Below are 20,242 nucleotides of genomic sequence, written 5' to 3' on the forward strand. Positions count from 1 at the left end.
TGAGGCCGCGCGGGCGGCATCCCCGCATCGACCGGTGAGGACGACAGGCGATGGACATGCTGTGGAACGGCTGGGGCGATCCGGCCAGGGCGACGCCGCTGCCCGGCACGGTGACCGGACTGCTGCGCGATCTGCTCGGTGTGAAGGAGCCCGGCACCGCCCCCGTCCGCCTGGAGGAGATCGAGGTCCCCGCCTCCCCCGTGGACGGGCCGGCCCGCCGCGCGCTGCTCGCCGCCGTCGGCGACCGTGCCGACCGCGTGCGCACGGACGCCGGGTCCCGCCTCCGGCACACCCGCGGCAAGTCCACGCCCGACCTGCTGCGCATGCGCGGCGGCGACACCCGCGACGTCCCCGCCGCCGTCGTCCTGCCCGGCAGCCACGACGAGGTCCTCGCGGTCCTGCGCGCCTGTGCCGGCCACGGCCTGGCGCTCGTCCCGTTCGGCGGCGGCACCTCCGTCGTCGGCGGTCTCGCCCCCGGCCGGCCGGTACCCTTCGTCGCCCTCGACCTGCGGCACCTGAACCGCCTGCTCGACCTCGACCCGGTCTCCCGCACCGCCACCCTCCAGCCCGGCCTGCGCGCCCCCGAGGCCGAGGCCCTGCTCGCGGAACACGGCCACACCCTCGGCCACTTCCCCCAGTCCTACGAGTGGGCCACCATCGGCGGCTTCGCCGCGACCCGCTCCAGCGGACAGGCCTCCGCCGGGTACGGACGCTTCGACGACATGGTGCTGGGCCTGACCCTCGCCACCCCCGAGGGCACCCTCGACACGGGCCGCGCCCCCCGCTCGGCGGCCGGCCCCGACCTGCGCCAGCTGGTGCTGGGCTCGGAGGGCGCCTTCGGCGTCATCACCTCTGTGACCGTGCGGATCCGGCCGGTGCCGGAGGTCCGCCGCTACGAGGGCTGGCGCTTCCCCTCCTTCGAGGAGGGCACCGCCGCCCTGCGCCGGCTCGCCCAGGACGGCCCGCGCCCGACGGTGCTGCGGCTGTCCGACGAGACCGAGACCCTGATCGGCCTCGCCCAGCCCGACGCCATCGGCGCCTCCCTCTCCGAACAGGGCGCCGGATGCCTCGCGATCGCCGGCTTCGAGGGCACGGAGCAGGACACCGCGTACCGCCGGGAGGCCGCGGCGGCCGTACTCGCCGGGTGCGGCGGCACGTTCGCCGGCGACGGACCGGGGGAGCGGTGGGCCCACGGCCGCTACTCCGCGCCCTACCTGCGCGACTCCCTGCTCGACGCCGGGGCCTTCGCCGAGACCCTGGAGACGGCGGCCTACTGGTCCCGGCTCCCCGGGCTGTACACGGCCGTCCGCGACGCGCTCACCGCGACGCTCACCGAGGCCGGCACCCCGCCGCTGGTCATGTGCCACATCTCGCACGTCTACGAGAACGGCGCCTCCCTGTACTTCACCGTCGTCTCGGCCCAGGGCGACGACCCGGTGGCGCACTGGACCCGCGCCAAGCACGCCGCCAACGAGGCGATCCTCGCCGCCGGCGGCACCATCACCCACCACCACGCCGTCGGCACCGACCACCGCGACTGGTACGTGCGGGAGGCCGGCCCCCTCGGCATCGAGGCGCTGCGCGCCGTCAAGCGGCGCCTGGACCCCGCCGGGCTGCTCAGCCCTGGCGTCCTGCTGCCCGCCGGCTGAGCCCGGCCGGGCACGGCCTACGGGCCCCGGTCGGCCGGGCCCGCCGACGGATCCGTCCGCCGCCACCCGGCCCGTGGGGCACGCCCCGTGAGACACCTGTCCGGCACCACCCGTCAGCCCGGAGGCACATCGATGCGACAGTTCACCGCCGTCGTCAACCCCACCGCGGGCGGCGCCGGTTCCGCCGCCGCGCTGCTCGGGGTGGCCCGGCTGCTGCGGGAGGCGGGCGCCGGACTGGAGACCGAGTACAGCCGCAGCCTCGCGCACGCCCGGGACATCGCCCGCGAGGCCGGGCGGCGGGGCCGGGTGGTGCTCGCCGTCGGCGGGGACGGCATGGCCGGCGGCATGGGCGGCGCCCTCAGCGGCACCGGCGCCGTACTGGGCCTCGTCCCGGCCGGCCGCGGCAACGACTTCGCCCGCGCCCTGGAACTTCCCACGGAGCCGGCCGCCCTCGCCGAACTGCTGCTGCGCGGCGAGCCGCGCCCCGTCGACACCATCGAGGTCACCTCCGCCGTCCACGACCGCACCGTCGTCCTCGGCAGCGTCTACGCCGGGGTCGACGCCCTCGCCAACCGCCACGCCAACCACGCGCGCCTGCTGCGCGGCACCGCCTCCTACTACGTGGGCGCGCTGCGCGCCATCAGCACCTGGCGCCCGGCGCGCTACCGGGTCACCGTCGACGGGCAGGAGCACGCCTTCACCGGCTACACCGTGGTGGCCGCCAACTCCGGCTACTACGGCTCCAACCGCCTCATCGCCCCCGCCGCCCGGGTCGACGACGGCCTGCTGGAGGTCGTGATGATCCGTCACGCGCCGCGGCGGCTGTTCTTCGCCCTGATGAACGAACTCGCCACCGGCGCCCACGTCCACCGCCCCCAGGTGCGCGTCCTGCGCGGGAAGGAGGTCCGCATCGAGGCCGACCGGGCCGTGCCCTACGGCGCCGACGGCGAGGTGGAGGCCGCCGTCCCCGTCACGGCCAGGGTGCTCCCCGGAGCGCTGCGCGTCCTGCGCTGAACACGCGCGTCCCGCGCCGGACACGCCGAGGGGCCGGCCGCCGGCACCCGGCGACCGGCCCCTCGGCCGCGCGGATCAGCCCCGCGGCGTGGTGAAGCGTTCCCACACCCGGTGGGAGCCCAGCAGCCGCGTCACCTGCTCCAGCGCCGCCGTCCCGGACTCGGCGACGACCACACCGGCGGCGTCGGCCGGCACGCCCGACGCGTCGAGCGCGGCCTCGCCGCCGGCCCAGACACCGATCGCCTTGCCGTGCCGGAACGCCTCCGACAGCATCAGGCTCACCCGCGGGTCGATCGACCCCGGACCCGTGGGCGCCGGCGCCGCCTTGTAGTCCCGCGGCGTGTACGCGTCGCCGCCCATCGCGGGCGTCCCCGCCACCAGGACGGCGTCGAACTCCACGGACCGCGCGGTGACATAGCTGCGCTGCACCGTCAGCGCCGCGTCGCCCGAGCCGAGGGTGCCGCCGGTCGGCGCCACCACGAGCGGCACCATCCCGGCGTCCAGCACCGCCTCCCGTACGGCGTTCACACCCTCCAGGTCGGCCCCGCTGGTCACGATGCCGATCGTCCGGCCCTCCACCGGCCACACCTTCCCGACCTGGGACAGCGCCGGGCTCGGCTCCACGTCGGCCAGCGGCACGGTGGGGCCGGGCGCGGGCAGGCCGAGGCCCTCGGCGACGCCCGCGCACAGCTCGGGGTCGATGTTGGCCAGCACCTGCAGCGTCCGCTCCCGGACGGCCTGCTCGTAGCACTTGCCCAGCTCGAAGGTGTAGGCGCCGATGATGTGCTCGCGCTCCACCGGGCTCATGCTCAGCCAGAACCGGCGCGGCTGGCTGAAGTGGTCCGCGAACGACTCCGGCGCCTCGCGCACCTTCGACGCCTCGGGGATCCTGACCGGCGCCTCGACGTACGCGCTCATGTCCGCGCCCGCGGTGAACGGGCAGCCGCCGTCCAGGGAGTTGGGACGGTAGGGCGCCACGCCCCGGTGCACCGCCGTCTGGTGCATGCCGTCGCGCAGCATGTCGTTGACCGGCGCCTGCGGGCGGTTGATCGGCAACTGGGGGAAGTTGGGGCCGCCCAGGCGCGTGATCTGCGTGTCCAGGTACGAGAACAGCCGGCCCGCCAGCAGCGGGTCGTCGGTGATGTCGATGCCCGGCACCAGATGACCGACGTGGAAGGCGACCTGCTCCGTCTCCGCGAAGAAGTTGGACGGGTTCCGGTTCAGCGTCAGCAGCCCGACCGGCTGCACCGGCGCGAGCTCCTCGGGCACGAGGTTCGTCGGGTCCAGCAGGTCGATGCCCTCGAAGGTCTGCTCCGGGGTGTCCGGGAACGTCTGGATGCCCAGCTCCCACTGCGGGTACGCGCCCGCCTCGATGGCGTCGGCGAGGTCCCGGCGGTGGAAGTCCGGGTCGATGCCGTTGATCATCTGGGCCTCGTCCCACACCAGGGAGTGCACACCCAGCCTGGGCTTCCAGTGGAACTTCGCCAGCGTCGTCTCACCGGCCGCGTTGACCAGCCGGAAGGTGTGGACGCCGAAGCCCTCCATCATCCGGTACGAGCGCGGGATGCCCCGGTCGCCCATGAAGAAGATGGTGTGGTGGGTCGCCTCGGTGTGCAGCGACACGAAGTCCCAGAAGGTGTCGTGCGCGCTCTGCGCCTGCGGGATCTCCCGGTCCGGGTGCGGCTTCGCGGCGTGCACGACGTCCGGGAACTTGATGGCGTCCTGGATGAAGAAGACCGGGATGTTGTTGCCGACCAGGTCGAAGATGCCCTCGCTGGTGTAGAACTTCGTCGCGAAACCGCGGGTGTCGCGCACGGTGTCCGACGACCCCCGGGAGCCGACCACCGTGGAGAACCGCGTGAACACCGGCGTCTCCACGTCCGCGGCGAGGAACCCGGCCTTGGTCACGGAGGCGGCCGTGCCGTAGCTCTGGAAGACGCCGTGCGCGCCCGCGCCCCGGGCGTGCACCACGCGCTCCGGGATGCGCTCGTGGTCGAAGTGCATGACCTTCTCGCGCAGGTGGTGGTCCTGCAGCAGCACCGGCCCGCGCGGGCCGGCCTTCAGCGAGTGGTCCGTGTCGTACAGGCGGGTGCCCTGCGCGTTCGTCAGATAGCGCCCGGACTGGGCGAACCGGGCCTGGTCGGCGCCGGTCGGCTGACCGGTCGGCGACACGGTGTCCGGGCCGCTCTGGTCGGGCTTCGGCGGAAGGGGGTCCCTGGGCTCGGTGGGTTCGGCGACCGTGGGCGACTCGGGTCCGGGCTTGCCGGGCACCCCGCCCGCCGGGCCGCCGCCCTCTCCCCGCAGGGTGTCGGTGACCTTGTGGGCTACCCGCTTGAGTGGGTTGGCATCGCTCATCAGCCTTGTCTCCGTTCTGGGCGGGCCGCTGCACGCGGCCGGTCGTGTTCGGGTACCGACTGCCGTGGTGGGCCGTGACCGCGTACCCGGACAGCGGGAGTCGAGGCATGCGCGATGTGCGCGGCGGTCCGCCGGGCGGAGCCGGCCGGGACGACGGGCTACCGGCCGGGGCCCGGCACGGGGCGGGCCGCCCGTGTGACGGCCTCCCCGTCGTGCGTCCCGCCCTGGCAGCGCGCCGTGAAGGAACCCGTCCCCTCACCGTCCGCCGAGACGACGATCACCCCGCCGCCCTCGACGCACTCGGCCGCCGTCACCTCGGCCGGGAGCCGCGCGGCCCGGGTGCCGGCGGCGTCCGCCGGTGCGGCGCACAGCACGGACACGGCCAGGGCCACGAGCACGGCACACGACGACCTGCGCATGGGGACTCCTTCTCGCCGGTGGCCGTACCAGCCTCACCGCCCCCGATGTCCCGCGCCACCGGAGACACGCGCACGAGCGAGACCCCAGGCCGGACGACGCCGGCCGGGGGCCCCGGTCGCTCCCGCCTCACGCGTGCGTGACCCGCACCGGACCGAACGCGACCCGGGTGCGCGCACCCCCGTCCGCCCATACCACCTCGACGGCGTCCCCCTCGGCCACGACCTCGGTGACCGCCTCCGCCAGCGGCCCGGGGCCCGGCGCGCCGGTGAGCGCGGCCAGGCAGACGTGCAGCGAGGTGCCGCCCGCCGCACCGGACAGCCGGGGCACCTCGGCCCACGGCGTGCAGGCGGTGCCCTGCGGGGCGCGGACCGTCTCCGGCCCGGCGTCCCAGCCGTGCAGGCCGTGCAGCGCCGAGACCAGCGGCTCCTCGGGGCCGACGGCCCACCCCGTGTGCGTCAGCCGCGTCCCCGCCGGGGCGCCCGCCACCCGGTGCACCCGCAGCTCGTACGGCCCCCGCGCCACGGTCACGCTCTCCACCCGCAGCCCCGGCACCATCGGGGGGCCGCCGGCGAAGACGGGCCGGTGCCAGGACGCCGCCCAGCCCCAGCCGTCGCCGTGCCCCGCGCCGAGCGGGTGGATGCGGCGGCGCACGCTGCGGCGGCCGTTCACCTCCACCGACAGGTGGTTGTCCGCGACGTTGCCGAGCGCCGTCGGGCCGGTCCGCGTCGAGTACGCCTGGCGGCCGTAGTGCGGGTCGTCCTCGGCGGCCGACTCGCCCTCGTGCGGCCGCACATGGTCGCTGCCGTGATTGTGCAGCCGTACGATCCCGTCGCCGCGCGTCGACTGCAGCAGCAGCCCGGGCGCGGACAGGGCCAGCACCCGGTCGGCCTCCTCCACCGGCGCGGCCTCCTCGCCGGCCGTCCACAGCGGATGTCCGGCGGGCGCGAGGAGCGCCACGAACGCCTTGGACGCCCAGTACGGGGAGGCGGGACCCGAGTAGTGCTGCAGCGTCGCCTCGTGCGGCCCGTGCCAGCCCGGGCTCAGCAGTCCGTCGCCGGTCAGCGCCCCGCGCTCCAGGAAGTACCGCAGGCTGCCGCTGGCCAGCCGCCGCGAGGCGCCCGGCGACAGCGGCGTGTGCCCGGTCAGCGCGCCGAGGCCCACGGCGGAGGAGGCGGCGAAGCGGTACGTCAGCGACCTGCCGAAGTGCAGCGGCGCCCCGTCCGCGCCGAACATCAGACCGAAACCCTCCAGGTGCGCGCGCAGCCGCTCGCCGTACCGCGCGGCGAGGCCGCCGTCGCCGCCGAGGTGGGCGTCGAGCACCGGGTACAGGTGCAGCGCCCAGCCGTTGTAGTGGTCGAAGGCGCGGCCGTCGCCGTCGGCGTACCAGCCCTCGCCCCGGTACCAGCCCTCCAGCAGCTCCAGCGCCCGCCGCCGGGCCGCCGCCGTCTCCGCGTCGCCGCGGCCGACGGACTCCAGGAACCCGGCGACCGTGTACGGGAACAGGTACCAGTTGTTCGGCGCCGGGACGTGCCGCAGCGCCCCGCGCAGCCACTCCTCCACCCGGTCCTGCACGCCGGCGCCGAGGTTCTTCCACAGCCAGGGCGCGGTCAGCCTCAGCCCGAGCGCGACCGACGCCGACTCGACCATCGGCTGGCCCTGCACGTCGTGGTCGAGGATCAGCGGCCAGGACTCGGTGTCCTCGCGGCCGGGCGTCAGGGTGCCCGCGGCGAGGCCGCGCGCGTAGCGCTCCAGCCAGCCGTGCGGATCGTCGCCGCCCGCGCCCGCGACCCGGAAGGCGGCGGCGAGGAACGTCCGCGCGAAGCCCTCCAGCCCGTCCGAGCGCACGCCCGAGCGGGAGGGCCGGCCCGGCAGGTCGAGCAGCGCGCAGCCCGGGGTGCTCCAGCGCCACGCCGCCCGCAGCAGCCCGTCCGTGACGGCCTCCCAGTGGGCGCGGGTGTACCCGGTGTACGGGCTCAGCGCCCGGTCCTCGCCGGGCAGTTCGAACGGGATGCTCATGCCAGGAACGCCAGCCTTTCGCGTCGTACGGGATGGAGGAAACCGGCGCCGGACGCCCAGCGGGCCGTCTCGGCGAGGGCGAGGTCGGCCAGACGGCGCCACTCGTTGCCCTCGGAACCGGCGAGGTGCGGGGTGATCAGCGCGTTCTCGCACTCCCACAGCGGGTGGTCCGGCGGCAGCACCTCCGGGTCGGTGACGTCCAGCACGGCCCGGATCCGGCCCGCGACGACGGCGTCGGTGAGCGCGTCCTGGTCGACGACCGCGCCGCGCGCGGTGTTGATCAGCACTCCCCCGGCCGGCATGGAGTCGATGAGGGCACGGCCGACCAGGCCCCGGGTCTCGGGCAGCAGCGGCGTGTGCACGCTGACGGTGTCCGCGCGTGCGAACAGCTCCGCCAGCCCCACCCGTTCGACACCGAGCTCCGCGGCGTCCGCGTCGCCGACGTACGGGTCGTGCAGCAGGACCTCGATGTCGTGCGGGCGCAGCAGTTCGACGACCCGGCGGCCGATCAGCGACGCCGACAGGATGCCGACCGTGCGGCGGTAGTTGCCGACGGAGCGGGGGGTGTGCAGCCAGTTGCCGCGGGCGCGGGACAGCCGGTAGTCGCGGGCCCGTTCCAGGACCCGTTTGCCGGTGAGCAGGATCATGCCGAGGGTGTACTCGGCCACGGGCAGGGCGTTGGCGGCGGCGGCCGAGGACACCTCGATGCCGCGCTCCCAGCAGGCGTCGGTGACATGCCCGCGGACGGTGCCCGCGGTGTGCACCACGGCCCGCAGCCGCGGCGCCGCCCGCAGCACCCCGGCGTCCAGCGGCGGGCAGCCCCAGCCGGTGATCAGCAGGTCGGCGTCGGCCAGCAGCGACCGGGCGCGCGGTGTGGACAGGTCGTCCAGCGCGGGCGGCGGGGCCAGGTCGCAGACCTCGCGGAAGGCGCCGAGCGAGTGGGGGTCGAGGACGGCCGCGGCGGCGTCCCGGGACATGGCCACGACGGCACGGGGCCGGAACCCGGGACCGGGGGTGCGGGGGGTGTGCGGGCGGGTCACTTGACGGCTCCGGCGGTCAGGCCGCTGCGCCAGAAACGCTGGAGCAGCACGAAGGCGAGGACGAGCGGCAGTACGGCGAGCAGCGACCCCATGATCACCACCGGGTAGTACTCGGGCGAGACGGACGCCGCGCTGTTCCACTGGTAGAGGCCGAGGCTGACGGGATAAAGGTCCTGGTCGGACAGCATCACCATGGGCAGGAAGAAGTTGTTCCAGATCGCGGTGAGCTGGAAGAGGAAGACGGTGACCAGTCCGGGCCCGAGCATCCTGAGCGACACGCGCACGTACGTGGTCAGTTCGCCCGCCCCGTCCACCCGGGCCGCCTCCAGCACCTCGTCGGGCACGTAGCCCCGGCTGAAGATGCGGCCGAGATAGACGCCGAACGGGTTGAACAGCACCGGGACGAACACCGCCCAGAAGGTGTTGACCAGGCCGGCCTCGGACGCCATCAGGTACAGCGGCAGCGCGAGGACCGTCTGCGGCACCATGACCGCCGCCAGCACCAGGCCGAACAGCTTCTCCTTGTGCCGGAAGCGGTACTTGTCGAAGGCGTAGCCGCAGGCCACGCTCAGCAGCGCGCCGAGGGCCGCGCCGAGCACCGCGTACAGCAGGCTGTTGGCGTACCAGCGGCCGTACAGCCCGCCGTCCATGGTGAACAGGTCCCGGAGGTTCCGCCCGAAGGAGAAGTCGCCCAGGGAGAGCAGGTCGCTGCGGAACAGCGCGTCCCGGTTCTTGGTGGAGGCCAGCACCAGCCAGGCCACGGGCAGCAGCGTGTAGAGGACGGAGACGGCGACGACCACGTTGACCGTGGCCCGGCCCAGCAGCCTCGGGCGGAGCGGGGAGCTGTCGGTGGCGCTCATCGGGCCTCCTCGGCGGCGTCGGCGCGGCTGGTGAAGCGGGTGACGCCGTAGGACAGGGCGATGGTGCAGACGAGCAGGACGACCGAGGCCGCCGCCGCGAGGCCGTAGTTGTTGCGGGTGAAGGCCGCGTCGTAGATGTACATGCTCGGCGAGAACCGGGAGCTGATCATCGGGGAGGACTGGCTGAGCAGCATCGGCTCGGTGAACAGCTGCAGCGCCCAGATCAGGGTGAAGATGGCGACCATGACGATGGAGGCGCGCACCAGCGGCGTCTTGACCTGGAGCGCGGTGCGCACCGGTCCGGCGCCGTCGACGACCGACGCCTCGATCACCTCGCGCGGCACGGCCTGCAGGGCGGCGTAGAAGACCACCATGTTGTAGCCGAGGTTGCTCCACAGGGCGATGTTCACGATGGACGGGATCACCGTGTGGACGCCGAGGAAGTCGATGGTGACGTCGGCGCGGGCGAACAGTTCGATCACCGGGCTGATGCCCGGCGTGTACAGGTACAGCCAGATCAGGGCGGCGATGATGCCGGGCACGGCGTGCGGCAGGAACAGGCCCATCTGGGCGAAGGCGCGCAGCCGCACCACGCCCGAGTCCAGCAGCAGGGCGAGGGCGAGCGCGCCGGCGACCATGAGCGGGATGTAGATCAGGCAGTACAGCGCGACGGTGGCGAGGCCGCCGAGGAAGGTCGGGTCGGTGAGCACGGCCGCGTAGGAGCGCAGCCCGACGAAGACGGTGCGCTCGGGGCCGAAACCGAGGCCGGGCTGGTCGTCGCTGAAGAAGCTGAGGTAGAGGGCCGTGCCGACGGGGATCAGGAAGACGGTGATCAGCAGGGCGAAGAACGGCGTCATCAGGACGCCGCAGGCGGCCAGTTGCCGGCGCTTCGCCGCTCTGCGGGCCCGCAGAGCGGCGGGGGAGGCCGTCGGCGCGGCGGCGTGCGCGGTGCCGGCCGGCACCCGTGGCGTGGTGGTCGCGGTCATGGGGTGTCACCTGCCTTTCGTCGGCTCAGGTGCTGTGCTGGGTGGTGGACAGGCCGAGGGCCCTGAGATCGGGCATGGTGCCCTCCTGCGCCGCGCGCAGGGACTCGACCAGGGAGCCCTGGCCGGCGCCGACGCGGGCGAAGGAGTCCTGCATGACCTTCTGGGTGGCGCTCATCCGCGGACCCCACAGCCAGTTCTCGCCGATCCGCTCGGCCTCCTGCGCGAACAGGCCGTAGATGTCCTGCCCGCCGTAGTACGACCGGTCGAACGCCTCGCGGCCCACGGCGACCAGGCCGGGCGCGGCCGGGTACTGGCTGCTGGTGCCGCTGGACAGGCGGGCGCGCAGGGCGTCGGGATGGGAGACCTGCCACTCGATGAACTCCATGGCCGCCTCGGGGTGGCGGCTGTCCTCGGTGATCGCGAAGGTCGAGCCGCCGTGCGTGCCGACGGAGGGGCTGCCGGGGTCCCACTGCGGCAGCGGCGCGATCCGCCACTGACCCTTCTGGCCCGGCCGCGCGTTCATCTGCGCGCCGGCGTCCCAGGCACCGGTGAGCCGGGTGAGCACCAGGCCGTTGCCGATCTGCGCGTCGGCCTGTCTGCTCTCGACGGCGTTCACGAAGACGTCGTCCCGGTCGATCAGCCGCTGCCAGTAGTCCGCGACCCGCCGGGACGGGGCGTCGGCGAGGGAGACGTTCCAGGCGCCCTCGGAGGTGTCGAACCACCGGGCGCCCGCCTGCCACGCGTACGCGGCGAACTGGGTCATGCCGTCGGTCGGGAACAGCACCAGCCGCCGGTCCGGGGCCTTGCGGCGCACGGCCGCGGCCTGCTCGGCGAACTCGTCCCAGGTGCGCGCGACCCGGAGGCCGTACTGCTCGAACAGGTCCTGCCGGTAGTGCATCACCATGGGCTCGACGTCCAGCGGCACGCTGAACACCCGGCCCTCGAAGGTGGTCAGAGCGAGGGCCTGCGGCAGCAGCCTGCGGCGCAGGCCGTCGCTCACCAGATCGGTGATGTCCCGGGCCACGCCGTCGATGGCGTACCCCGGGACCTGCGGATACTCGAGGGTGGCGACGTCGGGCGCGTTGCCGGCCCGGGCGGCGTTGCTCAGCTTGGCGTAGCCGCCCTGCCCGCCGGAGGGGATCTGCTGGAACTCCACCTGGACGGTGCGGTGCGTGCGGTTGAAGGCGTCGACCACCTCCTGGCTGCCGCGCAGGGCGGACCAGAAGGTGATGCGCGTGGTGGTGCCCGTGCGGGCCGGCGAGGCCCCGTTCCCCCCGCTGCAGGCGCTCACGGCTCCTGTCAGGGGTACGGCGGCCATCGCGGCGAGCACGGAGCGACGGCTGGGTCGTCCGGGCATGGGGCCTCCCGCGGCTCCTGCGTGCCCGCGCCCCGCGGACACGACTGGTCGGGACACCCGGAATCCTGAACCGCCCGGCAGAAACGGTCAATAGACCGATCAGAAGAAAATAAAACGCTCAAACGCTCAGTCCTGTTCGCCGTCCTCCCCGTCCACCCGCCGGGTCGAGCCGCGCACCATCAGCCGGGGCAGCAGCTCGACACGGCGCGCGGCCCGGCCCCCGGGCTCCCGCAGACGCTCGAGCAGCAGCTCGGCGGCCACCCGCCCGACCTCCGCCCGGGGCGGGGCCACGGCCGTCAGCGGAGGCGCGGCGAGACCCGCGACCACGTCGTCGTACGCCACGACCGAGCAGTCCTCCGGCACCCGCACCCCCTCGTCCGCCAGCCGCTGCACGATCATCAGCGCGTCCACGTCGCCGTGGAGCACGGCCGCGGTCGCGCCCGTCCTGCGCAGCAGCACCGGCAGTTCGGCCGTCTCGTCCTCGGTGTACGGCCCCTCCGGCCCCGACTCCGGGGTGCTCAGCGCCCACGCCCACCGCTCCACCAGCGGATGCGCGGCCGCGATCCCGGCGAACGCCGCCCGCAGCGTGCGCGCCGTCGGACTGTCGTCCCGGGTCGCGAACACGATGCGCCGGTGACCGAGCCCCACCAGATGCTCCACGGCCAGGTGCGCGCCGTACCAGTGGTCCGAGCAGACCGAGTCCAGCACGTGCGGCGCACTGCCGCGCCGCGGCCGCCGTTCCATCAGCACCGTCGGCACCTCCAGCGCGGCCAGCCACCCGTGGTCGGCCTCCTCGGCGGCCAGGCTGCTCCACCGCGGCGCGAGCAGCAGCCCCCGGGCACCGTCCTCCAGCGCCCGCTCGGCCAGCGGGCGTTCGGCGCCGGCGGCCTGCGGCGCGATGTGCAGCGCGAGGCGCACACCCGCCTCCTCCAGCACCGTGCGGGCACCGTGCAGCGTCTCCGTCAGGTACGAGTGCCGCTCCGGCACCACCACGGCCACCCGGTCGCCGTCGGCGAGGGTGCCGGCCGGCACCTCGGGGGCGGGCAGCGTCGAGCGGACGACGCCGTGGCCGCGGCGCAGCCTGCCCTCCCGCGTCAGCTCCTCCACGTCCCGGCGGACCGTGACCACCGAGACCTGCAGCTCGTCGGCGAGGTCCCGCACCCGCGCGGTACCGCGCGCCCGGACCGCCGCCAGGATCCGCTGCCGCCTGACATCGACCGGCTCCCGCATCGAGACTCCCCACCCGAGAATGTTCGTTTGAGCGATTTCGCGTCATCATAACGATCGCCCGGTGCGGGTGCAGGTGCCTCGTGGAGTGCCGGGGTCACGGATCGGGGTCCGCGAGCAGCGGGCCGAGCGGGCCCAGATCGAGGTTGAGGTCGCCGCGGCTCAGCCCGTGCCGCGCGCACAGCTCGTCCATGCGCCGGTCGAGCAGCATGAGCGCCGTGCCGAGCCGGTCCTCCTGCTCGGCGCTGAGCGTGCCCTCGTCGAAACGGCGCACGGCCTGGCGCTCCATGAGCTGCCGCAGCAGCTCGACCACGGTGAGCACCAGGGCCGCCAGGTCGTCGGTGACCCGCTCGGGATCCAGGTCGACCCTCCGGTCGCCGGCCGCGCTCACAGCGGCCCGCTGTCCGGCCAGGGCGCGGGCACCCGTTCGTTCACCGAGGACAGCAGCGCGTGCAGGGAGATCCGCACCAGCGGCACGTCGGCGACGGCCAGGACCAGGTCCCCGCTGACGACGACCCCGGTCGCCAGCACCCGGTCGAGGAGGTCGACCAGGGGCACCCCGACCGGCGCGTACGGCTCCGGGCCGTCCCAGGGGACGGGCGCCGGGCCCGGCGTACGGGGATCCGCGACGGTCATGTGCCCGCCTCCTGCCCGGCGCGCACGCCCGTACCGGCCCGGGCCCCGTCCCCGTGCGCCTGTTCCTCGTCCCACCGGGCGAAGGAGTACGGGACCCAGGGACCCGACGCGGTGACCCGCACGGCCGGCAGCGCGCCCTCGGCGGTGATCCGGGCCAGCGCGCCGGTGAACGCGTCGCGCCGCGCGTCGTCCACCAGAAAGGCCAGGTTGAGCAGTTGGGGTTCCCGCCGCCCCGTCAGCCGTTCGCTCTGCGGGCGGTGCCGCGTCGCGGCTGCGGCGTACCTGCGCAGTTCCGCGTCGACCGCCTCCGCCTCGGCCAGCGCCCGTGCGTGCGCCTCCTGCCGGTCACGCCGCCGCGCGCTGACCCGGCTCAGATAGGCACGGCCGCCGGCGCCGCCCGCCGGGGCCTCGGCGGCGGGCCCGGTCCCGGGCGCCGGCCCGGGCTCGGCGCAGTGCACCTTCACCGCCCATTCCGTACGGTCCCGGAGCCGGTCGAGCAGCGCGTCCAGCACCGCCGCCCGGGAGGCGACGGCCTCCCGCGCCGTCCGGTCGCTGCGGTACAGCGTCGCCATCGGCAGCGGAACGACGGGACCCCGGCCGTCGCCCGCGGCCACGACGCCCCGGTGATGGGCCCGCGCGCAGCGCTCCAGTTCGTCGGGCCTGTCGAGCCGCTCAGCCAGCGCCGCCTCGTCGAACAGCGCCGCGGGGACGTCCTGGACCAGCAGACACAGGCCGGCCGCGTGCAGCACGCGCAGCGGGCCGCCCTCCTCGTGCCCGGTCGTCGCGGCGAGCACGGCCTCGTCGGCGGGCGTACGGGTGACGGCGAACGCGCAGACGAGGCCGGCCCCGGCCCGGCCGGTCGTGACCGCGCTCACCGGGCGGCCTCCGCGGGCTCGCCGGCCGCCTCCTCCAGGGCGTCCAGCCGGGCCCGCAGCCGCTCGTTCTCCTCGGCGAGCGCGTCCCGCGCGGCCCGGGAGGACAGCGCCGGGTCGGTCTCCCACCAGTCGATGCCCGCCTTCTTCGCGGTGTCCACCGAGGCGATGAACAGCCGCAGCCGGATGGTGAGCAGCTCGATGTCGAGCAGGTCGATCTTGATGTCGCCGGCGATGACGATGCCCTTGTCCAGGACCCGTTCGAGCAGGTCCGCGAGATTGCCGGTGACGGGGGCGTAGGGCTGCGTCTCGGGGCTCGGGTACCGGTGGTCCAGGTCGGTCACCGCACACCTCCCGGCACGTCAGCGATGCGGGCGGGGGTGTTCGTCGTCCTCATCGGGTGCGTCCTCGTATGCGTCGTCGTCGTACTCGCCCGCCTCGTCGTCCTCTTCGCCCTCTTCGTACTCGCCGTCCGTGTCCTCGTCCTCGTCCTCGTCGTCTTCGTACTCGCCGTCGGCGTTCTCCTCCTCCAGCGCCTCCTCGTGGCCGAGGACGACCTCGCCGTCGCGGATCTCGCCGCGCCGGCCCTCCACCTCCTCGTCGCCCAGCAGGGTCACGTGCCGCGCGAAGTGCTTGAGGTCCAGACGCAGCCGGCGCCCCTGGGCGCGCCAGAGGTTGCCGGTCTTCTCGAAGAAACCCGCCGGGTAGTACTCGACGACCACCACGACCCGGGTCAGCCGGGGCGCCAGCTCGTGGAAGCTGACCACGCCGCGGGTGCTGCCCTTGGCGCCCTCGGAGGTCCACACGATCCGTTCGTCGGGGACCTGTTCCCGCACCGTCGCCTTCCAGCTGCGGCTGGAGGGGCCGACCTTCACGTTCCAGTCGGAGGTGACCTCGTCCTCGGCGCTGACACTGCGGACGCCCTTGGTGAAGGAGCTGAAGTCCTCGAACCGGGTCCAGTGGTCGTAGACGGTGCGCAGGGGAACACCGATGTCGATGCTCTCCACGATGTTCGTCGCCTTGACGCTGCCGGCCCGCGACCCGCGCTGCCCCTTGCCGCGCCCGCCCGGACCTCCGCCCCCGCCCCCGTCTCCCTCGGCGGACGCGGTCAGCCGGTCGGTGAGACCGCCGATCCGTTCCCCGGCCCTGCCCGCGAGGCTGTGCCCCGCGGCGGAGAGATAACCGCCGAGAGCGTCCTTCAGATCGCCCAGCGGGGACGGCGCGCCGTCGCCCTGCCCGGTGGGTGTCATCCGCGGCCACCCCTTCGCGACGCCCTCGCCGGCGCGGCCTTGCGCCGGGGTGCCTTCCCCGTCGCTCTCCCCGTCGCCCTCCGCGGCGGTGCGGGGGCGGGCGCGCGGTCCTCCTCGCTCTCCTCCTCGTCGAAGTACTCGTCCTCGTCCGGCACTTCCTCGTCCGGCTCGTCGTCGTCCGGCTCGTCGTCGTACGGTACGCCGTCCGGTGCGCCGTCGTACGGCCCGTCCGGGTCACCGGCCCCGTCCTCGCGCGGGCCCGCGCCGGTGAGCGCGTCGGTGCGGTCGCGCAGCGCGTCCGCGAGGCCGGTGAGCTTGCGGCCGGCCGCGGCGGTGACGGCCGCGCGCCCGGCGGTCAGCAGCTCGCCGCGCACCTGGTCCGACAGCTCCTGGAACTGCGGTGTGAGCGGGAGCTGCCCCAGCCCCTGGGACAGCACCCGGCCGGGGGAGAGGCCGAGGCGCCGGCCCGCCAGGTAGGAGCCGACCGCGAGGGCCAGTTTGGCCTTCCGCGTACGGCCGAGGAGGTATCCGCCCGCGACGGCCGCCGCCAGGGCGGCCCGGTTGTCGTTCATGCGCGCCTTCTCCGTGCTGGGTCCGTGGTGGTCGTGCGGCCGGAGGCCCGGGCCGGGCGTTCGAGGAGGGCGAGCAGGCGCTCCTCCTCCCGTTCGAAGGCCGCCTCGTCGATGGCCCCCTCGTCCAGGGCCCGGTTGAGCGCCGCCAGCCGGGCCTGGACGGCGCGCGGGTCGTGGGTCTGGCGCCGCGCCTCCTCGAGCAGGCGGTCGGCGACCCACACCGTGCCCCGCACGGGGGCCAGGGGCAGCAGCAGAAGACCGCTCACGAGTCCCACCGCCCGTCACCGCCCGGCCGGTGCGGGCCGCGGCTCGACGAAGCTGTAGCAGGGCAGGGGCCCGGTCACGCTGAGCGCCAGCCGGTCGCCCACGGCCCGGGCACGGGCGTCCACCGCCTGCCGGAACCGCCGCTCGTCGGCGGACCGCAGCAGGAACGAGGTGCTCAGCACCTGCTCGTCGTCGGTCGGGCCCGGCGCGGTGCGCACGGCGAGCGGGGCCAGGTGGTCCAGGACCTCCTGTGCCGCACGGCCCGCCTCGCGGCGCACGGCCCGGGCGAGCGCCTCGCCGAGCCGCACGTTGGCCTCGTAGTCGGGCCGGCGCCGCGTCCGCAGGGCAAGAGCGCGCAACTTCTCGTCCCGTCGCACCAGTTCGGCGAAGTATCCGGGTACGACCACGCCCTTCACGTTCAGTTCGACGCACCCCCGGACGCCGTCGAGCTGGGCAGCCAGGTGGTCCGCGTCGGAGCGGAGCTGAGCGGTCAGGGTGTCCTCGCCGGGGCTGACGACCGCGAACCGCATGGGCAGCAGGGGCCCCTGGGCGGCCAGTTCGCCGAGCACCGCCTGATGGGCCGCCAGGTCGCGCCGCCGGGGGCGGAGCCGCTCCGGTGCGGCCGAGACCGCCGCACTCAGGCCGGACTCGGTCAGCAGCCGTACCGGCGCCCCGCCGACACCGGGGGAGCGCGGGACGCGGACCCCGGCGGGGGCGATGCCGTAGACGTACAGGCCGCCCGCGGTCTCCCGGGCGGCGGCAGCGGCGGTATCGGCGGCAGTGGTGGTGCCGGTGGACACGGTCATTCCTCCTCGCTCTCCGTGCGCCGGCGGGGGCGGCTGCGCGGGCGGTCCTCCTCGCCGCGGGGGCGGGCGGAGGGCCGGCTGCGGGGGCGCTGCGTCCGCGCCTCACGCTCGCGGGCGGGGGCGCCGGCCCGGCGGCGGGGGAGGGGCTCCTCCTCCGCCTCGTCCCCCTGGGGCTCGTCCGGCTCCTCGGGCGTGAGGATGTCCCGCACCTTGTCGGTCAGGGAGCGGCCGGTCCGTCTGGCGGCCGCCTTGCCCACGGTCCTGGCGGCCGGCCCGCCGAACAGCTCGGGGACGGTCTTGGACCGCACGTCGTGCTCCAGGTCCAGGCGGTTGCAGGCCTCCGCGAACCGCAGGTACGTGTCGACGCTCGCGACCACGATCCGGACGTCCACCTTGAGGATCTCGATGCCGACCAGGGAGACGCGTATGAAGACGTCGATCACCATGCCGCGGTCGAGGATGAGTTCCAGGACGTCGTAGAGCGTTCCGGCACGGGGCGCGCAGACGACCTCGTCGTCGTAGGTGATCATGCGGTGGTCCTTCCGGGGGCGGGCCTCGCGGCCCGGTCACTGGTCCTGGGCACCGCGCCGGTAGCGGGCGATCCTGCGGTACTGCAGCAGGTCGCCCGAGGCGTCCAGCTCGACCTCGTAGGTGGCGAGCAGACTGGTGGTGTCCGGGATGCGCGCCAGCTCCAGCACGTCGACGTCGACGATCCAGCCGTCGTCCTCGCTCCGGCGCACCGCGGAGACACCCTCCAGCCGGTGCCGTATCAGCTCGGACAGGGCGTCCGCCGCACACCGGGCGGCGTCCCGGGCACCCCGCACGGCACGCTCGCGCGTGGGGGCGGACGCCGTGCCGCGCCGTCGCTCGCCAGGTTCTGTCATGCAGCCCACTGTGGCCGCGGGCCCGCCGGCGCGCGTGTCTGCTTACCCCATCCGGGCATTCCGGAGGGGATGCGCGCGGCCGGCTCTCAGCCGCCGGAGGACGCGGGAGCCGGGCGCCGGCAGTGCAGGAAGAGGTGCGGCTCGGGCACGGCGTCCGGGTGGTCCGGGGAGAACAGCGCCTCCCGCCGCTCCACGACCTCCAGACCCGCCTCCTCGGCCACGGCGACCAGGCCCGGTGCGGGGAAACCGGTCACCCGCACGGGCTGTCCCATGAAGACGGCGTCGACACCCTCCACGTCCAGCGGCACGGTGGCCAGCACCAGATGGCCCCCCGGGACCAGCGCCCGCGCGAGGCGCCGGACGAGATCCGCCTGCTCCCGCCGGTCCATCTGGAGCAGCGCGAAGTACACGCACACCGCGTCGAACGAACCCTCCGGGAGCGGTACGTCCCGGATGTCGGCGCACCGGAAGGAGGCGGCCGGCACCTGCCGGGCCGCGAGCTCCACCATGACGGGGGAGACGTCGACGCCCACCACCTGGTGACCGGCGGCCGCGAGGGTCTCGGCCGTGGGCCGTCCCGTGCCGCTGCCCACGTCCAGCACCCGGCTGCCCGGTGCGAGCCGTCCGAGCAGCCACGCCAGTGAGCGGCGGTGCGCCGGCGAACCGGCGAACGCCTTCTCGTAGTCGGCGCCCAGCGCGTCGAACACGACGGCGGCCGGCGGCCGTTGCGGTTCCTCGGTCACGACGCTCCTCACGCGGGCGGGCCGGTGCCGGGGCATCGTTCCACCGCGGACGGGCGTCCGGCAAGAGGCCCTTTGGGCGGAAGCGGCGCCTCCCGCCGTCGCCGTCAGTGCAGGGCCTGGTACACCGAGGCCGTGGTGAATCCGTACACGACGTGCGGGACGATGTCCGACACCCAGGACGTCCCGTCCCACTGCTTCGGGTCGGTCACGCCGAGCGCGGCGGCCGGCACGTCGCTGCCCACCATGGCCGCGGCGCCGAGCAGCGGCCCCGCCACCCAGTCCGGCAGCGGCCCGCGCCCGTGCCGCAGCAGCCCGTACACCGCGCCGACCCCCAGGCCCGTGGCGTAGCCGAGCAGGGCACCGACGGCCGCCTCGCGGTTGGGCTTGGTCTCCTCGTCGCCGAGCACCAGCCCGACCCGGTCGGCGACCCGGTCCGCGACCTCGGCCGGCATGTCGCTGGACCCCCGGCCACGCAGCAGCATGTCGCCGTAGGTGGTGAGGTTCAGGGCGACGGTCCCGGCCGCCCCGGCGATCAGGCCCTTCGTCAGTGACTGCATCCCGGAACTCCCTCGGTAGGGGCGCGGTGGCGCACGACGGTCACGACGGGCCCCGGGTTCCCCTCCCGCCGCCGCCTAACAGAGGCCCGCCGGGCGCGCACCCCCTCACGCGGGCCGGGGCCTGGCGCCCTCCAGGGCCAGCTCCACCAGCCCCCGCACCAGCGTCTCGTCCAGCGGTGCCGCGCTGAGCAGCGCCCGGACGAACAGCGGGCCGCTCACGGCCTCGATCAGCAGCCCGGGATCGGTGCCGGCGGCGATCTCGCCGCGCTCCACGCCCCGCCGGACCATGACGACGGCACGCTCCAGCCGGTCGCTCCAGTACGACCGCCGGCGGTCGTCGGGCGTGCCGTCGTGCTCGGCGCTCAGCCGCAGCAGCGCCCGGCCCTGGGCGCTGTCCAGCAGCCGGGCCAGCGCGGAGAAGAACACGAGGAGGTCGTCGCGTGTCCGCCCGGTGTCCGGGACCGGCAGCGCCGAGTCCAGCTCGGTGGTCAGCGCGTCGAGGATCAGGTTCTCCCGGGTGCCCCACCGCCGGTAGACCGACGTCTCGTGCACCCCGGCCGCCCGGGCGACCGCCCCGACGGTCGTCCCCGCCAGGCCCTGGGCGGTCAGCAGCTCCATCACGGCGGCGAGCACGGCCCGGCGCATCCGCTCGCCCCGGCGGCGCAGGGGCGGAGCGGCGGGCTGCGGAGGCGTCGCCGGACTCGTCGGACTTGTCGGCCCCGTGGGGCTCGTCG

At 75.0% G+C, this 20,242-nt stretch carries 23 protein-coding genes; 2 read left to right on the top strand and 21 right to left on the bottom strand.

All coding sequences use genetic code 11. The annotated features are described in order from the left end of the window. Positions 1-50: 50 nt before the first annotated feature. Entirely contained in the window at positions 51-1,649 is a 1,599-nt protein-coding gene (locus ACFYOJ_RS16560; protein WP_356557986.1) for an FAD-binding oxidoreductase, read from the top strand. A 132-nt stretch (positions 1,650-1,781) separates the two neighbouring features. Further along, complete coding sequence (locus tag ACFYOJ_RS16565) at positions 1,782-2,663, top strand: YegS/Rv2252/BmrU family lipid kinase (protein WP_356557985.1); 882 nt, start codon at positions 1,782-1,784, stop codon at positions 2,661-2,663. A gap of 75 nt (positions 2,664-2,738) precedes the next feature. Here the strand turns inward: ACFYOJ_RS16565 and ACFYOJ_RS16570 are convergent, their stop codons facing one another. From ACFYOJ_RS16570 to ACFYOJ_RS16670, 21 genes are all read right to left on the bottom strand, one after another. Continuing rightward, entirely contained in the window at positions 2,739-5,018 is a 2,280-nt protein-coding gene (locus ACFYOJ_RS16570; RefSeq protein ID WP_356557984.1) for a catalase, read from the bottom strand. A 158-nt stretch (positions 5,019-5,176) separates the two neighbouring features. Further along, positions 5,177-5,437: a hypothetical protein gene (locus ACFYOJ_RS16575; RefSeq protein ID WP_356557983.1), complete on the bottom strand. Its 261-nt coding sequence runs from the start codon at positions 5,435-5,437 to the stop codon at positions 5,177-5,179. A 127-nt stretch (positions 5,438-5,564) separates the two neighbouring features. Beyond that, complete coding sequence (locus ACFYOJ_RS16580; protein WP_356557982.1) at positions 5,565-7,454, bottom strand: DUF2264 domain-containing protein; 1,890 nt, start codon at positions 7,452-7,454, stop codon at positions 5,565-5,567. Continuing rightward, positions 7,451-8,431, bottom strand: coding sequence for a hydroxyacid dehydrogenase (locus ACFYOJ_RS16585; protein ID WP_356557981.1), 981 nt, complete (start codon positions 8,429-8,431; stop codon positions 7,451-7,453). Before ACFYOJ_RS16585 ends, ACFYOJ_RS16580 begins: the two co-directional genes overlap by 4 nt. A gap of 59 nt (positions 8,432-8,490) precedes the next feature. Further along, positions 8,491-9,354, bottom strand: coding sequence for a carbohydrate ABC transporter permease (locus ACFYOJ_RS16590; protein ID WP_356557980.1), 864 nt, complete (start codon positions 9,352-9,354; stop codon positions 8,491-8,493). After that, complete coding sequence (locus tag ACFYOJ_RS16595) at positions 9,351-10,340, bottom strand: sugar ABC transporter permease (protein WP_356557979.1); 990 nt, start codon at positions 10,338-10,340, stop codon at positions 9,351-9,353. The genes ACFYOJ_RS16590 and ACFYOJ_RS16595 overlap by 4 nt, the downstream gene beginning before the upstream one ends. A 25-nt stretch (positions 10,341-10,365) precedes the next feature. Then, positions 10,366-11,697 (bottom strand): sugar ABC transporter substrate-binding protein, encoded by a 1,332-nt coding sequence (locus tag ACFYOJ_RS16600; protein ID WP_356557978.1) that lies wholly within the window; start codon positions 11,695-11,697, stop codon positions 10,366-10,368. Between the two features lie 126 nt (positions 11,698-11,823). Next, positions 11,824-12,927, bottom strand: coding sequence for a substrate-binding domain-containing protein (locus tag ACFYOJ_RS16605; RefSeq protein ID WP_356557977.1), 1,104 nt, complete (start codon positions 12,925-12,927; stop codon positions 11,824-11,826). A 94-nt stretch (positions 12,928-13,021) separates the two neighbouring features. Then, a complete protein-coding gene (locus ACFYOJ_RS16610) occupies positions 13,022-13,315 on the bottom strand; it encodes a gas vesicle protein K (protein ID WP_356557976.1) in 294 nt (97 codons plus the stop codon). Continuing rightward, positions 13,312-13,560 carry a gas vesicle protein gene (locus ACFYOJ_RS16615; RefSeq protein WP_356557975.1) on the bottom strand — a complete coding sequence of 83 codons (249 nt, stop codon included), beginning with the start codon at positions 13,558-13,560 and terminating at the stop codon, positions 13,312-13,314. Before ACFYOJ_RS16615 ends, ACFYOJ_RS16610 begins: the two co-directional genes overlap by 4 nt. Next, the gene (locus tag ACFYOJ_RS16620; protein ID WP_356557974.1) at positions 13,557-14,435 is read right to left on the bottom strand and encodes a GvpL/GvpF family gas vesicle protein; all 879 of its coding nucleotides are present in this window, start codon (positions 14,433-14,435) and stop codon (positions 13,557-13,559) included. Before ACFYOJ_RS16620 ends, ACFYOJ_RS16615 begins: the two co-directional genes overlap by 4 nt. After that, positions 14,432-14,776 (bottom strand): gas vesicle protein, encoded by a 345-nt coding sequence (locus ACFYOJ_RS16625; protein ID WP_356557973.1) that lies wholly within the window; start codon positions 14,774-14,776, stop codon positions 14,432-14,434. The genes ACFYOJ_RS16620 and ACFYOJ_RS16625 overlap by 4 nt, the downstream gene beginning before the upstream one ends. 18 nt (positions 14,777-14,794) lie before the next feature. Beyond that, positions 14,795-15,682 (bottom strand): SRPBCC family protein, encoded by an 888-nt coding sequence (locus tag ACFYOJ_RS16630; protein WP_356557972.1) that lies wholly within the window; start codon positions 15,680-15,682, stop codon positions 14,795-14,797. Beyond that, positions 15,679-16,254, bottom strand: a complete 576-nt coding sequence (locus ACFYOJ_RS16635) for a hypothetical protein (protein WP_356557971.1) — start codon at positions 16,252-16,254, stop codon at positions 15,679-15,681. Before ACFYOJ_RS16635 ends, ACFYOJ_RS16630 begins: the two co-directional genes overlap by 4 nt. After that, entirely contained in the window at positions 16,251-16,529 is a 279-nt protein-coding gene (locus tag ACFYOJ_RS16640; protein WP_356557970.1) for a gas vesicle protein GvpG, read from the bottom strand. The genes ACFYOJ_RS16635 and ACFYOJ_RS16640 overlap by 4 nt, the downstream gene beginning before the upstream one ends. Before the next feature lie 6 nt (positions 16,530-16,535). Beyond that, a complete protein-coding gene (locus tag ACFYOJ_RS16645; protein ID WP_356557969.1) occupies positions 16,536-17,324 on the bottom strand; it encodes a GvpL/GvpF family gas vesicle protein in 789 nt (262 codons plus the stop codon). Next, positions 17,321-17,854, bottom strand: a complete 534-nt coding sequence (locus ACFYOJ_RS16650) for a gas vesicle structural protein GvpA (protein ID WP_356557968.1) — start codon at positions 17,852-17,854, stop codon at positions 17,321-17,323. Before ACFYOJ_RS16650 ends, ACFYOJ_RS16645 begins: the two co-directional genes overlap by 4 nt. Before the next feature lie 36 nt (positions 17,855-17,890). Beyond that, positions 17,891-18,208 carry a gas vesicle protein gene (locus ACFYOJ_RS16655; RefSeq protein ID WP_356557967.1) on the bottom strand — a complete coding sequence of 106 codons (318 nt, stop codon included), beginning with the start codon at positions 18,206-18,208 and terminating at the stop codon, positions 17,891-17,893. A gap of 86 nt (positions 18,209-18,294) precedes the next feature. Continuing rightward, positions 18,295-18,987 (bottom strand): methyltransferase domain-containing protein, encoded by a 693-nt coding sequence (locus tag ACFYOJ_RS16660; protein WP_356557966.1) that lies wholly within the window; start codon positions 18,985-18,987, stop codon positions 18,295-18,297. A gap of 68 nt (positions 18,988-19,055) precedes the next feature. Further along, complete coding sequence (locus ACFYOJ_RS16665; protein ID WP_356557965.1) at positions 19,056-19,508, bottom strand: hypothetical protein; 453 nt, start codon at positions 19,506-19,508, stop codon at positions 19,056-19,058. Between the two features lie 105 nt (positions 19,509-19,613). Continuing rightward, positions 19,614-20,153, bottom strand: a complete 540-nt coding sequence (locus ACFYOJ_RS16670; RefSeq protein ID WP_356558005.1) for a TetR/AcrR family transcriptional regulator — start codon at positions 20,151-20,153, stop codon at positions 19,614-19,616. Positions 20,154-20,242 lie beyond the last annotated feature (89 nt).

Origin of the sequence: Streptomyces sp. NPDC006384 (assembly GCF_042870695.1) — a bacterium.
Classification (GTDB): domain Bacteria; phylum Actinomycetota; class Actinomycetes; order Streptomycetales; family Streptomycetaceae; genus Streptomyces.